Annotated in this window: 10 protein-coding genes and 3 tRNA genes; 5 read left to right on the top strand and 8 right to left on the bottom strand. The window is 62.0% G+C overall.

Annotated elements, in window-relative coordinates; translation table 11 throughout:
- Positions 1-145: 145 nt before the first annotated feature.
- Complete coding sequence (locus tag NOW55_RS08440; protein WP_256399657.1) at positions 146-925, top strand: helix-turn-helix transcriptional regulator; 780 nt, start codon at positions 146-148, stop codon at positions 923-925.
- 69 nt (positions 926-994) lie between these two features.
- Here NOW55_RS08440 and NOW55_RS08435 read toward each other — a convergent pair whose 3' ends face one another.
- Positions 995-1576 carry a tyrosine-type recombinase/integrase gene (locus tag NOW55_RS08435; protein ID WP_256399656.1) on the bottom strand — a complete coding sequence of 194 codons (582 nt, stop codon included), beginning with the start codon at positions 1574-1576 and terminating at the stop codon, positions 995-997.
- Between the two features lie 149 nt (positions 1577-1725).
- Here NOW55_RS08435 and NOW55_RS08430 point away from each other — a divergent pair, with 149 nt between their 5' ends.
- Positions 1726-4329 carry a DUF262 domain-containing protein gene (locus tag NOW55_RS08430; protein ID WP_256399655.1) on the top strand — a complete coding sequence of 868 codons (2604 nt, stop codon included), beginning with the start codon at positions 1726-1728 and terminating at the stop codon, positions 4327-4329.
- Positions 4330-4546: 217 nt separating this feature from the next.
- Here the strand turns inward: NOW55_RS08430 and NOW55_RS08425 are convergent, their stop codons facing one another.
- Both NOW55_RS08425 and NOW55_RS08420 read right to left on the bottom strand, forming a co-directional pair.
- Positions 4547-6181, bottom strand: coding sequence for a DUF7845 domain-containing protein (locus NOW55_RS08425; protein ID WP_256399654.1), 1635 nt, complete (start codon positions 6179-6181; stop codon positions 4547-4549).
- Positions 6182-6265: 84 nt separating this feature from the next.
- Positions 6266-6339: transfer RNA gene (locus NOW55_RS08420), tRNA-Phe, on the bottom strand.
- A gap of 172 nt (positions 6340-6511) precedes the next feature.
- Between NOW55_RS08420 and NOW55_RS08415 the strand changes: the two genes are divergently transcribed.
- Entirely contained in the window at positions 6512-7393 is an 882-nt protein-coding gene (locus NOW55_RS08415) for a DUF4397 domain-containing protein (RefSeq protein WP_256399653.1), read from the top strand.
- Here the strand turns inward: NOW55_RS08415 and NOW55_RS08410 are convergent.
- The 3 genes from NOW55_RS08410 to NOW55_RS08400 form a co-directional block, all read right to left on the bottom strand.
- Positions 7390-7899, bottom strand: a complete 510-nt coding sequence (locus NOW55_RS08410) for a GNAT family N-acetyltransferase (RefSeq protein ID WP_256399652.1) — start codon at positions 7897-7899, stop codon at positions 7390-7392. The two genes, NOW55_RS08415 and NOW55_RS08410, sit on opposite strands and share 4 nt — an antisense overlap.
- Before the next feature lie 53 nt (positions 7900-7952).
- A complete protein-coding gene (locus tag NOW55_RS08405) occupies positions 7953-9866 on the bottom strand; it encodes a hybrid sensor histidine kinase/response regulator (RefSeq protein WP_256399651.1) in 1914 nt (637 codons plus the stop codon).
- Positions 9867-10024: 158 nt separating this feature from the next.
- The gene (locus NOW55_RS08400; RefSeq protein ID WP_256399650.1) at positions 10025-11641 is read right to left on the bottom strand and encodes a glycoside hydrolase family 99-like domain-containing protein; all 1617 of its coding nucleotides are present in this window, start codon (positions 11639-11641) and stop codon (positions 10025-10027) included.
- Positions 11642-12569: 928 nt separating this feature from the next.
- Here NOW55_RS08400 and NOW55_RS08395 point away from each other — a divergent pair.
- Positions 12570-12728, top strand: coding sequence for a hypothetical protein (locus NOW55_RS08395; protein WP_256399649.1), 159 nt, complete (start codon positions 12570-12572; stop codon positions 12726-12728).
- Positions 12729-12892: 164 nt separating this feature from the next.
- On the opposite strand, the gene NOW55_RS08390 is transcribed toward NOW55_RS08395, so the two are convergent.
- Positions 12893-13003: transfer RNA gene (locus NOW55_RS08390), tRNA-Ile, on the bottom strand.
- 264 nt (positions 13004-13267) lie between these two features.
- Positions 13268-13340: transfer RNA gene (locus NOW55_RS08385), tRNA-Asn, on the bottom strand.
- 118 nt (positions 13341-13458) lie between these two features.
- Between NOW55_RS08385 and cca the strand changes: the two genes are divergently transcribed.
- Entirely contained in the window at positions 13459-14823 is a 1365-nt protein-coding gene (cca, locus tag NOW55_RS08380; protein ID WP_256399648.1) for a CCA tRNA nucleotidyltransferase, read from the top strand.
- Positions 14824-14826: the final 3 nt, after the last annotated feature.

Below are 14826 nucleotides of genomic sequence, written 5' to 3'. Positions count from 1 at the left end.
ACCGGAGCCGGCAGCTCCCGTCGCCCCTGTCGCATCCATGTAGACGGTGAGGGCCGAACCCGGATTATAGGCATTGAGTGAGACGATGTTTCACCCCGTGAGATTCTGCCGAAACGCTTACCATCCGTAACTTCGAGAATCCCACATGAACCAACACGAACACGAGTATCTGAAGGTGCTGAACCGGGTCCCGGTGCTCGAAGCGACCCGTGATCGGTCGGTGGACCGGTCGACCCTGCAGGACGAACTCGACATCTCCCGCGCGACGGCCTACCGCCGGACCTCCGCGCTCACCGAGGAGGGACTGCTCGAACAGACGCCGACGGGCTACCGCGCGACCGGAGCGGGCTGTGCCGCCATCGATGCCGCCGAGCGGTTCGAGCGCTCCATGACCGCCATCGACCGACTGCAACCACTGCTCTCCCAGCTCTCCGCACCGGAACTCACGCGAAACATCCACCGCTTCGCCGACGCCGAACTCGCCGTCGCCACGCCACAGAACCCGAGCGCCCCGGTCGAACCCTGGCTCGAACACTTCGAGTCGTTCGACCGCTGCCGGACCCTGGTCGTCGCCGGCTGCCCGCCCGCGGTCACCAAGCTGGGCGTCGAGCACGCCCAGAACGACGTCGACTTCGAGTCCATCTGTACGCCGCTGGCACTCGAAGCCGACCAGAACGCGTCCGAAGAGGCGTTCGACACCATCGCCAGTGCCGAGGCACCGTCGCTGTACACCCACCCCGACCTCCCGTTCACCATGGGCATCATCGACGACGTCGTCATCGTCGGCGGCTTCGACAGCGAGACCTCCCTGCCCGTCGCCTCCGTGGTGACCGACGACCCCGACGCCCGCGAGTGGGCTGCCGAACTCTACCGCAAGTACCGGCGCGCTGCGGAGCCGCTGGACGTTCCGGAAGCGGTCGCCTGAGACGCGGTCCAGGGTCCGTCTCAATCGACCATCTCGGTCGCGAACGACAGCTCGTGCTCTGATGGTTGGCTACGGTCGTCGGTCAGAAACACAGGGTTCCTTCAGGTACGGTTCGATGGCCGAGTAGTCCGACCACCCACCCACCGCCATCATCGTCCGCACGTCGACCTGCCGCTCGACCATATGGTGGGTCGCCCACGACCGACGAAGGTCGTGCGACGAGACATCCCGCCATCGCTCGTCGTCCCGACGGTCCGCAATCTCCTCAACTGCCTCCTTCACCCAGCGGCGAACCGAGGGAGTCGATGCCTGGACCCACGACTCGGTCGGAGCCAGACCACGCTCGCGACTGTACTTGTGGACGTCGTCAGCTACGGCTTCAGGCATCCATGCGTCTCGAACCTTCCGCTGCCCGCCTCGCGTGTTCTTTCCCCGTACCTCGAACAACCAGATGTCTCCATCCTCGGACCAGCGAAGATGCTCGTCAGCCGGATATGACACCTCCGACGCCCGGAGCCCACATCGGCCCATCAGTTGCACGGCGATCTCCCGCTGCCAGTCACTCGACCCGACTTCGCGCTCGAGCTGGTCCAGTTCCTCACGGGAGAGCCAGCACTTCGTCTCGCTTCCAGCATCATCGATTCGCACCATAATCGAATCGTACAGACGAACCGATTGTAAACCACACCTTGGAGCCCAGTCGAGAGGGTCAGAAGGCACTGAATCCGGGAGAATTTAATCGGTTAGTGGGACAAGTCTATTATCATATTTCCGTATTGTCAACCACCCCAAAACTATTGGTGGATTCCGTAGACAACGAAGATGTGCCTCAATTCAGTGAAAGCCATCTGTTGAAAAATCTCGATTCAGAATCAGTAACAGTCCGTGAGGCTTTGGAAGTTCGAGAGAGATCGTGGGTTCAAGTAATCGATCAGTCGAAGTTTCGAATTCCGGAATATCAACGAAATTATTCATGGGATTCGTCTGATCGAAGGGATTTCTGGAACACACTAAAAAGTAGCTTCAATGAACTTCAACCGATCCCAGAAGATCTGGGAGAAATGACTGATTTGGCGGGATTGTATATGGGTGGCGTCTATTTGGCCGAGCCCGGAACCGAGTCGCAGTATGAAGAACTTGATATAGTCGACGGTCAGCAAAGGCTAGCAACCTTCCAATTGTTATTAAAGGCTCTCTATGATTATTGCAATAGCCTAGAACAGGAAGCACAAAACGAAGGGAAGTTCGAGTTACAGTCTGATCTCACAGATATAAAGACAGAGTTGGATTCGGCATTCTCGGGGACTGACCCTTCTGTAATCATGAATTCAGAGGATGAAGAATTCTTTGCAGCTCTCGCAGCGTATCCGGAGAACTGGCATACAAAAGTTCGAGATGTACTTGTGTCGAAGCTAGAGGGTGTGGATGATAATGTCTCCGGAAAAATGAGGCCTCGGGTCAAAACAATCGAAGAGCTTATAGATTTGATTCAAGCTCCTCTAAAGACCAATACGGATATCGATCTGAAGGAGCAGCAGCCATTTGCAGAAGATCCAGATGAGGATGACAATGAGTCACATTTAGATGACTATATCCGGTTTGAGACATCCCATGAAAGGATGTTCAACGCCTATGAGGAGTCGTATGGACTCATTGATGAGCTACACGATGAGTTGACCAATGGAGAATTAGAAGAGCGGGCAAACATTACGATGAATTTTTCTTCTTTCATTTTACACGCAATCGTAGTAGATCGGTGTCTGATTACTAGACCAAACCCGGATCTGCGGTTAGATATTTTCCAGTCCATTAATGATAAAGGAAGGCCCCTTCATAACGTTGACAAAATACGAGCAAGAATTAAACACAGATTGGTCGGTGAAGACGATAGTGGTCCTATGGACGAATGGCGAGATACACTAGCAAGACTTGGAGGAGACAAAGATGACATCGAAAATATGTTGGTATATTACGTCGCGGCCACCGAAGACTCAGTAGACGATGTCTCAGATGCTCGAAGCGAGCTAATGAATTTCTTTGACCGATCTGTCTCTGACGACTCAAATGTCACCCCCCGGCTCACCAAAGAAAATGCTGCAGATCTAGTGACTGATGTATCAAAGTTTTCGAAATATTACCACAACCTGACCAACGCTAGTCTCAGTAACTTTAGTAGAGAAATTGATGATTCAAGGCGGCAGGAAGTAAAACGCATAATTGACCGAGTAGGCCACAAGATAGGTGCTACGCAGTGGTATGCCTTAGCACCCTACATCTACATGAAAACAGATGAAGAAGCACCAGCGGATTACGATGAAGGTGATATAGGAGACTTCCTCTATGATGTGTTCGATGCGATTGAAGTGGTGACCCTTCGTCAATCGATTAGTGACCGGAGCGGGGCGGCGATCGAAGGGGCCTACGTCCAAACCGTGCAGTCGTTCAGAAGTAGATCGGGAGACGATAAATTCGACAGTGCTGCTATAGTAGACGACCTCGCTGGAGAAGTTCGTGACAAAGCTCCCGACCTATTTGAGGACGGAATGATCTATCAGATGGTGAAAAACCGGGGGTGGACAACCGGCTCGACTGCCCAATGTGTCCTGCAAAGAACGACAAGCAGATACCTCGAGGAGAACGATATCGGGTTATCCGTCCAAGATTATTCCGATGTCGAAGTAGAACACATTTTACCCCAATCGCCAATTTCGAACCGCAGTAATCGAACTCAATCTGGCAATGACCCTGGTGACTATGCATGGTTAGAGTATTTCTTCAGAACAGCAGACAACGGTGACCGCCCGCCAATTTCCGAGGCAGTGCAGCAACTAATCGATGAAGGAGTGCCCTCGTTGAAGAATGGCGATATAGACCCAGAGGAACTGAGCGGGGATGTCGACGAAGATGACATCGAGCAGATCCAAGACGAAATCTCGAATAGATTTATTGATGACATTGGGAATCTTCTGCTTCTAGTCGATTTCGATAATATAGATAACTCCAACGACTTGATGTCAAAAAAACTCCCAGTTTATGCAAAAGATGATTACCTCCCAGTTGTCGTCAATGACTACTTTAATGGGGGAATAGACTCCGAATTTGCTAATTCTGAGCACATCTCAATGGAGGAATCAGACTTCGAAGAGCTGGGTAACGACGACCCTGTCTGGGAGTCGGACGCCGCGGAGAGAGTAGATAAATCATGGACATACGAGGTAATGTTCGAGCGGAAGTCTAAACTAGTATATAATATATTGCAATACTTGGCCTTCAGTCCGAGATCGACCGATGAAGATGGAAGTCTTTCTGAAGTGAGAGGAGATGAATTCGAAGGTTTGCAAGATAGAGTAGACGAAGTGGTCAAGTCGGACCGCGATCGGCGTATCGGACGACGCGCTTTCTAACAACTACAACTCCCGTTTTTACTAAACTTCAGAATTGACTCGATGCACAGAGTGTTAGGTATCCTCTTAGACGTGTGCCTAAGGGCACTCTCACAAAACACCTTACAGCATTCTCAGCACCACGGGGGGTTCGACTTACCGCTGAGAATCAGCTCGAAACCGCGCGCGACCCCCGTTTTCGGGGGTGTTCGATAGTGTTGCCACTCCTCAAACCGCTTCAGTCGAGGTAGTGCCACGCCGTCGTAGCATACGATTTCGTCTCACTCGTGTCTACCGAGCGGAGATCTGAACTCACCTTCTTCTCGTATCTGACCTTCGCCATCCGATACCGCGACTCCGGTAAGTCCGCATGTCGCCACAGCTCGAATCCCTCACGGAGCTTCCGGCGGATGTCGTCGACGGACCCGAAGTCCAACCGCAATTCCACATCGTCGTAGTCCGTGACGTCGATGTCGTGCTTGGCGGCCCACGCGATGAACGCGCTGGTACCCTCGTCGAGCCCACGCTCGGCCGCCTCGATAGCCTTTGCACCAGCCTCCGCAGCGCGACGAGTCGCCTCACGTGCCTCGGAGACAGCGTCGTGGACCAACTCCGCGATGTAGTCCGACCTCAACGAGACGCTGCCGTACTCCCGCTCGACGAGTTCGGGAATCCGATTCAGCGCTCGCCGGACACTACTCGGATGCCTGTCTTTCTCCTCGGCGATATCCTTCGGACTCACCTCGCCACCGTCTGTGACGAGCACCTCAAGCGCGTCCCACGCGGTTGGCGCGATGCCGTCGGCGATGTGCTTGATGACGACGGACTCCTGGCGGTGCTTGATCTGCGTGAAGTCCAACTCGACGAGCGTCCGGGCCCTCTCGGACTCGACCGGCTCGAAGTACGCATCCTCGACGTAGGAACCAGACCCGGGCCGGAGCGGGATTCCTGCCTCCGCGAGCACACTCAGGAGCGTCTCTTCGATCTCACACGTCAGTTGGTCCAGCCCCTCCACTGAGGGGTCCAGCTTGTCTTTCCAGAACGACTTCTGGTAGGACACACCCACCTTCGGATGGGCAAGTTCGCGGTCCGAGCTCATCCCAGCTGCTTCCTGGGCGTAGTAGTGCTTCACCTCTTTCGGCAGCTCATGCGACGGGAACGCCTCCTGGATACGGCGCGGACCGAGTGTCGCTGTGTGGTAGTAGCCCGGCTGGTCACGACCGCGTTCGTCGCTGTCGAACTGCACGAGCTTGCGTCGCCCAGTCCGGTCGTGTTCCAAGAGATGCCCGAGTTGGGCGATGGGACCGTCCCGGGCGTGGACCTTCCCACTAACGCTCTCCTGGATTCGCACGTACCGCTCCGCGTCGAGCACCGTCGAGAACTCGTGCAGCGACCGAAAGTAGTAGCCGTCGACGCCGACGGCGCTCATCGCCTTCCGAATCAGGGTCTGGTACTCCTCGAACTCGATGTTCGACCCCTGAACGTGGAGATTCACCGCCTCGTCGATGTCCGGTGGGACGGGGATGTCCTGCCCGCTCTCGCTCCGCATCCCCTGCCAGCGCGGCATGATATGGATATGTGCGCTCCGCTCACCGAGTGGGTCGTCATCACTCTCGATATGCATATCGAACTCGCGCATCTCCTCGAGCAGGAACTCGGTCCCGCCCGGCAGCCGGTCGCCGGGATGTTCGAGCCCGGAGCCCCGATAGGAGAGCCGCGCGACCCACGTCTCGCCGTCGCACTCGAACTTCGCCTCGACACTCCCGTCGCCGTCCTTCACGCGACGGTTGCACGCGAAGAAGGGGTCCAGCCCGAACTCGTCGAACAGGAAGTGGGCCGCGAACTCGTGGGGCGCGGTCTCGATCAGCTGCACCGCGGCTCACCCCCGATCCCAGAACGGGCGAATAGAGCCCTCTCTGAGGGGATTGTCGTTCCGGCATGTGAACCGAGAAGTCTATGCCGCCTCCCGGATTTGAACCGGGGACAGCTCGATCTTCAGTCGAGTGCTCTCCCAGTCTGAGCTAAGGCGGCGCGCACTCTGACTTCGGTGGATGCACTAAAAAAGGATTTCGAATCGGTAGCGTGGTAACCAGCCGTCGGGAGCCGGATGCAGACGGTGGGTCGACCTGCCGCCCGCTGGCCCCTAACTGCCGGCGAACCCGAAACCAGACTTACACGTCCGTCCCCCGACGGTTTGGTCCGTATGAAACCAGATGACCTCCGACGGCGACGCGTGCTCCAGCTGACAGCCGGACTGGCGACAGCGACGCTGGCGGGCTGTGCAGACACCGGCGACGGCGGCAACAACAGCACAGGGAACGGCACCGGGACCGGCCCGATGGGAACGACCGCGGGCACCACGGACGGCGGTATGCAGACGACGGAGGGAACGACGGAAGGGACCAGCGACGGGACGACCGAGCAGGAGACCACCGAGGAGCAGACGACGACGACCGGCGGCTCGGGGCGGCTCCGGGTGGTCCATGCGTCGCCGGACGCGCCGGCCGTGGACGTGTACGTCGACGACGAGGCGGTGCTGACGGGGGTGTCGTTCGGGACGATCAGCGACTATCTGACGGCACCGGCGGGTGAGCGGGCGGTGCGCATCACGGCGGCGGGCGACGAGAGCACCGTCGCGTTCGATGACATGGTGACGGTCCAGGCGGACACGAACTACACCGCCGTCGCGTTCGGGAACCTCACCACGGACGAGTTCTCGGTGGACGTACTCACGGACGACCCGCCGTCGCCCGGCTCGGACGAGGCGGCGGTGAGTCTGTTCCACGCGTCGCCGGACGCCCCGCCGGTCACGGTGACTGTCGCGTCGAGCGGCGACGCGCTGTTCGAGGGGGTGGGGTACGGTGAGCAGGCGGACTACGTCACCGTGCCCGCGGGGTCGTACACGCTGGAGGTGCGACCCGCAAGCGGCGGCGACCCGGTCGCGACGTTCGACGTCGAGGTCGAGGGTGGGACGACGTACGCTGCGTTCGCCGTCGGCTACCTCGACCCGGCGAACGCGCCGGGCGACGAGCCGTTCGACCTGCTGCTCGCGACGGATGCGACGACGACGATGCGGCTGGTCTAGAGGTCGCGGGCGAACTCGTACTCGACGAGGGGCTGGCCCTTCAGCTCGACCGTCTCCTCGTCGGTCTTCTCGAACTCGTGTGTCCGGTAGAACGAGAGACCGACGTCGTTGTCGGCGATGACCCGGAGGCAGAGCCGCTCGAAGCCACGGTCGCGGAGTCGGTCGGCGCACCGTTCGAACAGCTCCGTCCCGATGCCGCCTCCCCAGCGGTCGGGGTGGACGTAGATGCTGTAGAGCCCGGCGACCGTCGCGGGGCGGTCGTCACCCGTCTGGCCGACGGACGCGTAGCCGACGACCCGGTCGTCGACCGTGGCGACGAGGTAGTCGATGTCGTCGTCCTCGATCGCATCCACGAGCGACTCCCGGTCGTACCAGTCGTCGATGCAGTCGTCGACGGTGTCGGCCCCCATGGCGTCGTCGTAGGCGGCGTGCCAGCCGGCCCGGGCGACGCGCTGGATACCCGGAACGTCTGCCGGCTCGGCGGGGCGGAGGGTGTGCTCGGACATGGGCGGACTGTCGTCGAGGCGGCTGAAAAGCGTTCGGTCGGCGTGAGACCCGCTCACTCGACCAGTTCGACGTCGGTGAACTCGAAGCGCGCGCCGCCGTCGTCGGCCTCGGTGGCCGCGACCGACCAGCCGTGGGCACGGGCGATCTGCTGGACGATGGCGAGGCCGAAGCCGGTGCCCTGTTCGTCGGTGCTGAAACCGGGCTCGAACACCTGCGCTCGCTGCTCGTCGGGGATCCCCGGTCCGTCGTCCGCGACGTAGAAGCCGGACGCGTCGTCGAGTTCGCCGACCGTGATAGCCGCGGACCGACCGGTCGAGCCGTGTTCCACCGCGTTGGCGAACAGGTTCTCGAGGAGCTGCTGGAGCCGCCCCTGGTCGGCGACCAGCGGGAGATCCGACGCGACCGTGAGGCCGGCCCCGTCGGTCTCGACGGCCTCCCAGGCACGCCGGGCGACGACCTCGAGGTAGAGCGCCTCCGTCTCGCCCACGACCATCCCCTGTTTGGCGAGCGTGAGCATGTCGGAGACGAGGTCCTCGATGCGTGTCAGCGACGCCTCTGCACGGTCGAAGTGCTCGTCGGAGCCGGTCTCGCGCGCGAGGTCGAGCCGCCCGCGGACGACGGCGAGTGGGTTCCGCAGGTCGTGGCTGACGATGTTCGTGAACTCCTCCAGTCGGGCGTTCTGGTCGCGGAGCTCGCGTTCGCGCTCGCGGACCGCCCGCTCGCGGTCGGCACGGTCGAGTGCCGACTGCAGGTTCGCCGCGAGGATGCGCGCGAGGTTGTGGTCGGTCTCGGCGAAGTCGTCCGGCGTCGGTGACGCGAGTACGAGCGCCCCGTACCGGCCGAGCGGGAGGACGAGCAACGAGCGGATGTCCGCGTGGGACTCGATGGTCACCGACTCCGGGGCGATGTCGGGGTACCACTGCACCTCGCCCGTGGTGTATGCGTCCCAGGCGGGACCGTTCTCACCGGGGAACGCCAGCCGCTCCTCCAGGTCGGCCGCGGTGGCGTCGGTCACGGCGACCGGCTCCAGCTCGTCCGTCTCCCCGTCGTACAGTCGGACGGACGCGATGGGGAACTCCAGGGAGTCAGACGCGGCCTCGACCGCGACCCACGCGCACTCGTGTCTGTCCGAGGTCTCGAGCAGCTTTCCGAGGACCTCGTTGAGCGCGTCGAGGCGCTGTTCGTAGCGCACGCGCTCGGTCACGTCGGTGATGAACCCTTCCAGTGCGAGGAGTGCGCCGTCCTCGTCGTACACGCCGCGGCCCTGCTCCCACATCCAGCGTACCGCGCCGTCGCGCCGACGGATACGATAGGTGACCTCGAACGACTCCTCGTCCTCGATGGCGTTCTGGACGACCCCCCACGCCATCTCCTGGTCCTCCGGGTGGAGCACCTCGTCGCCCCAGACCACGTCCCCTCGTTCGAGCTGGGACGGCTGGTAGCCGGTGAGGTCCAGACAGCCCTGGCTGACGAACTCCATCGGCCACTCGGGCGCGTTCCGGCACCGGTACACCATGCCGGGGAGGTTGGAGATGAGCGTGGAGAACATCCGCTCGGACTCCTCGAACGCTTCCTGGGTGCGGTACGCCTCGACCGCGTTTCGGACGCGGTTCGCGAGCAGCTGGAACTGCTCGTTCGCGCTCCCCTTCTGGAGGTAGTCCGTCACGCCCGCGGAGATGGCGTTGCTCGCGATCTGCTCGGAGCCGTGGCCCGTGAACAGGATGAACGGCAGTTCTTCCCGGCGTTCACGGACCGCCTCCAGCAGCTCCAGCCCGTCCATCTCGGGCATCTGGTAGTCGCTGACCACGCAGTCCGGGTCGAACGCGTCGAGCCGGTCCAGCGCATCGGCTGCGCTGGTCGTCGTCTCGACCTCGACGGCCTCGAGCTCCCGCGCGAGGAACTCACTGGTCAGGGTCAGGAACGCCGGCTCGTCGTCGACGTGCAGGACCCGGATGGCGTCGGTCATACGTCGTTGCTCCACGTAGCCGTGGCACCGATTAATACTCTTGGGACGATGCCAGATACCCGTGGTATTGCCCCGGAATCCGGGTCGACGGTTCGACCGGGACGGTTCGCTGGGAGCAGTCGACAGAACCGGGGGCGCCGGCCGCCGTCGCCCGACGGTCAGAGCATGAGACGGTACGTGTGTGCGCCGTCCTCCAGCCGGGTGACCGCGGAACGGTCGCCGACTGCGAGCCGGACCTCCATCTCCGTTATCGGGCTGCCGCGAAGTTCGAGTCCCCCGATGGCGTCTCGGTCGGCGTCGACCAGCATCGTCGTCTTCCCGTAGCTGGTTCCGAACCAGCGCATGGTCTCGCCGTCGTATGACTCCGCGAAGAACGACCCCCCGATGTACACCGGTTCGTCTTCCTCACTCCCGATGTCGTACGAGACGAGCGGGTCACCTGCACCGTCCAGCACCGTGAGTTCGTTGCACATGAACGCGAGTTCCCGCGTGTCTCCACTCCCTGAATCTCGCTCCGCCGGGACGACCAGCTGCCCCCAGTCGAGCTCGACGATCGTGCCGTTCTGGTCGTACCCCGAGGACTCGCCCGTGGCCAGCTTCTCGGAGGTCAGCTCGAGATAGTCGGTCCCGAACTCCTCGGCCGGTTCGATGGCCGTACTCTCGTACCACTCGTTGAACGACGTGATGAGAACCGCCTCGGCGTCACCCATGTGGGGGTCGAGCTGGTCACAGCAGCGCTCGAACCGTTCCGGTGATGGTTCGAGCGGCGGGTTGTCGCGGTCGACGTGCGTCACCGCCGTATCGTCGAACCCGGGGATTATCGAGGGGACGAAGTCCGCATCCAGTGCGCTCGCGCCGAGGTACATCGACACGATCCTGCTCTTGTACAGGTCGTGGAACACCTCCTCGATATCCTCGCGGGGATGATACGGGTTGTAGTTCGTCACCCCGTCGGCGACCCGTGAGATGGGGAAATCGACGACGCGCGCTGTCGGCAGGTCGGCGAGGATGTACGGCTCCACCCCCGTCGTCGCCGCGATCTCCTCGAACGCCGCCTCGACGTCACCCTCGAGCAACTGCGCGGAGTACAGGTAGAGTACCGGGCGGCCGTCGATGTGGAGGTAGTTCTGTTCGCCGAAATGGTTCTCGTCGAAATACTCGAGGTCCGCCGCCAACTGTCCCCTGACCGAGTCGTCGTCGAGATCGATCCCGTCCGTGTGGTAGTTATCGGCAAGTCGACCCTGCGTTTCGTAGGTGATGGAGTACTGGATGTCGGCGAACGCCTCGCGCGCTCGGAGGTCCTGCTGGATGATCTCGTCGCGGTGGTCGTCCGGCCCCCACCAGCTGATCGAGAGCCACTCGATGCCGTGTTCGAGACACCACTGCAGATGCTGGTCGATGACCTCCGGGTCGGCCGAATCGTACTCGCCGAGCACCGGCGTCAGCGTCGATTCCTCGACCCAGTCGTCTCGGTGAGGGCTGTGGGAGGGGGCCTTCTCACCGAACCAGGGGTAGTAGTTGACCCCGACGAGACGGTCCGTCTCGACTGGGTCGACGTGGATCGGGATGTGCGTGGTCTCGACGGTCTGTCCGTCGCGGTCACCGTTCGCGTCGACGAGTTCAACGTCGACGGTGTACGCTCGGCCACCCTCGACCGGGAACGTCAGCTCGAACGAACGGCCTGTCTCACCCCCACCGGAGACGCTCCTCGACTCGTCGCCGACGGTCACATTGACCCGGTCGATTCCGGCACTGGCCTCGACCGTCGTACTCACCACCAGCGTCTGGGAGCTCTCCGCCCGTTCGAACGTCGTCTCCGTTTCGATCGAGTGGCCGCCGGCTGCAGTCTCCGTTGGTTCGGACTCCGACGCATCCTCCCCGGTTGTGGTGGAGTCTTCGGTGGTCCCGTCCGCAGTCTCCGTGTCGGCTCGTGTGGATTCGTCGTCGCCAGACCTGCCCGAACAGCCTGCGAGAGCCCCGAGACAACCCGTCCCCAATGTCGTCAACAACAGACGCCGGTCGACCTCTTTTTCGGACACAGAAAGGTGTCCCTTCGAACACATAAATAGATGGTTGCCAACACGTGACGGTCGTGACCAACGACGACGAGCCTCCTTCAGGAAACGCCCTCCCGACACCGACGTGGCAGCGCTTCCCCCTGGCCCTGCTCACCTTCCGACGAGTCGTCGTCCCGCCTGAACGACGCTCCGAACTCGACGCACTTGTGCGGCCGAGTGAGTCGGTCGAGCAACGCGAGCCGATACGGCTCGCTCGCGGAGAAGCACCCTGAAGGCCCGGATGTCGCGGCCCGAGCAGCTGCCGCTCCGGTCGCTGTGGTCACCGACGGGTGGGCACCCCGACAGTGAGAAGGTGACGATCGAGACAGTGATGCGATGACCGTCAAATCCAGTGCTTTCAGGGGTCTTACGCCAGGGGCATTACAATCAAAGGTAGCTTGGAATGACAGCCAGCAGAATTATTGAATATGTTGAACGATTCATATGTGGATAATCCGGAGGGAGTCTGTCCCAGAGGAGCAACCCGATTCACTTCCAAAACCCACGGTCGCTGTCCCTCGCCTTCTCCCCACTTAATCCACGCTAGTACCAACTGGGAATCGGGCGAGTGCGGGGTGTTTCACTTTCAGTTTCACTCCGCCCTTGGCTCGGTATTACATCCTCCCAGTCGTACCCCTCTACTGGGATGGGACGCTACGCACAACTCTTCCAGATCCGGGTGAAGCAAGACGGCGACGAGTATCGGGCACAGGAAGCGGGCAGTAGGACTGTTGGAACCGGTGAGACGGTCCAGGACGCGATCATCGACTACGCCGAGAAGGCGAAGGAGCGGGTGGAGAGCTGACGATGGGGCGGACGAATCCGACCTACAGGGACCACGTGCAGTCGTGGGCGAGCGATTTCGAGTCTGAGGGCCGGGTTCCAGAAAATCCGGAAACGCCGAATCAAAGCACTACGCAGTACTAAGAGTCCTGATTTCTGAGAGTGGAGAAACGGGTGTTTCGTCGATGGGCCCTGACGGATTCGAACCATCGACCACTCGGTGTCCCACGACCGGACCCGACGCGAGTCGACGGTCGATATGAGCCGAGCGCTCTAACCAGGCTGAGCTAAGGGCCCTGATAGTCGGTAGTTCCCGACCCGGCATAATAGACGTGTCGAAAATGCGGGCAGGAGGCGGTTCCGGGCGACTGTTCGGAGATGGGACTCCTCGCGGACTGAATCACCAGAAGCGCCGTCACCAGGGCTCGAACTCGCCGAGACGGTCCTGCTCGCTCCGCTGCGCGGGCTGCGACTCGTCTGCTCGAGCCCTGGTGTGTCTCGCTATTCGGGACTTCGCGATTGCCTAGAGACGATGCTGCTCGGGTGTGAAATTGCGAAAAGCGCCGTCACCAGGGCTCGAACCTGGGACCACCACGTTAACAGCGTGGTGCTCTACCAACTGAGCTATGACGGCTCGTCGCGTTCTCAGGTAGGCCTGCCGGATATAAAGAGACTTTCGCTTTACCGCGACCGGGTGCCGTGTCACCAACCCATCGACATCCGTTTACGGGCCCGCCGAGTACCCGGCGAGCATGAGCGAGGACGCCTTCGAGGCGACGATTGCGGCGGTCCGCGAGCAGGTGGACCCGTCGCCCGCGGAGCGAGAGCGGCTCCGGTCGGTCGCCGACGAGCTGGTCGAGCGGACGGAGGCAGCAGCCACGGAGCGCGTCGCGGACGCCGACGTGGTCCAGGTCGGGAGCACCGCCCGCGGCACCTGGACGGCGGGCGACCGCGACATCGACGTATTCGTGCGGTTCCCGACGGACATCGACCGGGAGACGCTGGAGCGATACGGGCTGGAGGTCGGCCGCGCGGTGCTCCCGGACGGTCACGAGGAGTACGCCGAGCACCCGTACGTGAAAGGCGAGTACGAGGGGTTCGACGTGGACCTCGTGCCGTGCTTCCGGGTCGACAGCGCCACCGAGATCCGGTCGGCGGTGGACCGGACGCCGTTCCACAACGCCTATCTCAGCGAGCGGCTGGACGACGACCTCGCGGGCGACGTGCGCGTCGCGAAGGCGTTCTGCAAGGGCATCGGTGTCTACGGCAGCGATCTCCGCACGCAGGGGTTCTCGGGCTACCTCGTCGAGCTGCTCGTCCTCGAGTACGGGGGGTTCCGCGAGCTCGTCTCGGCGGCGGCGGACTGGCACCCGCAGGTCGAACTCGACCCCGAGGACCACGGGACGCGGTCGTTCGACGACCCGCTCGTCGTCGTCGACCCGACGGACCACGAGCGCAACGTCGCCGCGGTGGTCTCGCCGACGAACGTCGCGCGGTTCCAGCACCACGCGCGGGCGCTGCTCGCGGAGCCCGACCCGGAACGGTTCGAGCCACGCGAGCTCGAGGGGCTCTCGCCGGCCGACGTGCGGAACCATCTGGCGACGCGGGGGACGACGCCCGTCGCGGTGCGTTTCGACCCGCCGGACGTGGTCGAGGACCAGCTCTGGCCGCAGCTCCGCAAGTCGCTGTCGGGTGTCACCGACGAACTCGACCGGCGCGGCTTCGATACGTTCCGGGCGACCGCGTTGGCCGACGAGACCGCCGCGCTGTTCGTCGAGCTCGCCGTCGCGGAGCGCCCGGCCGTCGAGCGACACGCCGGTCCACCCGTGCACGTCCGCGACCACGCGTCCGGCTTCTACGAGAAGTACGGCGCGATGGACGAGACACCGCCGTACGGGCCGTTCGTCGACGACGACCGCTACGTGGTCGAGCGCGAACGCGACTGCAGGACCGCCGCGGGGTTCCTTCGGAGCGACCGGCTGTTCGACGTGGCACTCGGCGCGGGCGTCGAGCGGGCGCTCCAGGACGATTACGAGGTGCTCGTCGGTGACGATGTCGCGGTGCTCGCCGCGGAGTTCGGCGAGGACCTGGCGGCCTACTTCTCGCCGCGGCCCTGACAC

The organism is Haloarchaeobius litoreus (assembly GCF_024495425.1).
Lineage (GTDB): Archaea > Halobacteriota > Halobacteria > Halobacteriales > Natrialbaceae > Haloarchaeobius > Haloarchaeobius litoreus.
Note: the sequence above shows the minus strand (reverse complement) of the source record. Positions and strands in the feature narration are given on the sequence as shown.

Excerpts from the sequence above, each read along its gene's own strand:
- NOW55_RS08440 (WP_256399657.1), top strand. The coding sequence starts at position 146 with ATGAACCAACACGAACACGAGTATCTGAAGGTGCTGAACCGGGTCCCG.
- NOW55_RS08435 (WP_256399656.1), bottom strand. The coding sequence starts at position 1,576 with ATGGTGCGAATCGATGATGCTGGAAGCGAGACGAAGTGCTGGCTCTCC.
- NOW55_RS08415 (WP_256399653.1), top strand. The coding sequence starts at position 6,512 with ATGAAACCAGATGACCTCCGACGGCGACGCGTGCTCCAGCTGACAGCC.
- NOW55_RS08410 (WP_256399652.1), bottom strand. The coding sequence starts at position 7,899 with ATGTCCGAGCACACCCTCCGCCCCGCCGAGCCGGCAGACGTTCCGGGT.
- NOW55_RS08405 (WP_256399651.1), bottom strand. The coding sequence starts at position 9,866 with ATGACCGACGCCATCCGGGTCCTGCACGTCGACGACGAGCCGGCGTTC.
- NOW55_RS08395 (WP_256399649.1), top strand. The coding sequence starts at position 12,570 with ATGGGACGCTACGCACAACTCTTCCAGATCCGGGTGAAGCAAGACGGC.
- cca (WP_256399648.1), top strand. The coding sequence starts at position 13,459 with ATGAGCGAGGACGCCTTCGAGGCGACGATTGCGGCGGTCCGCGAGCAG.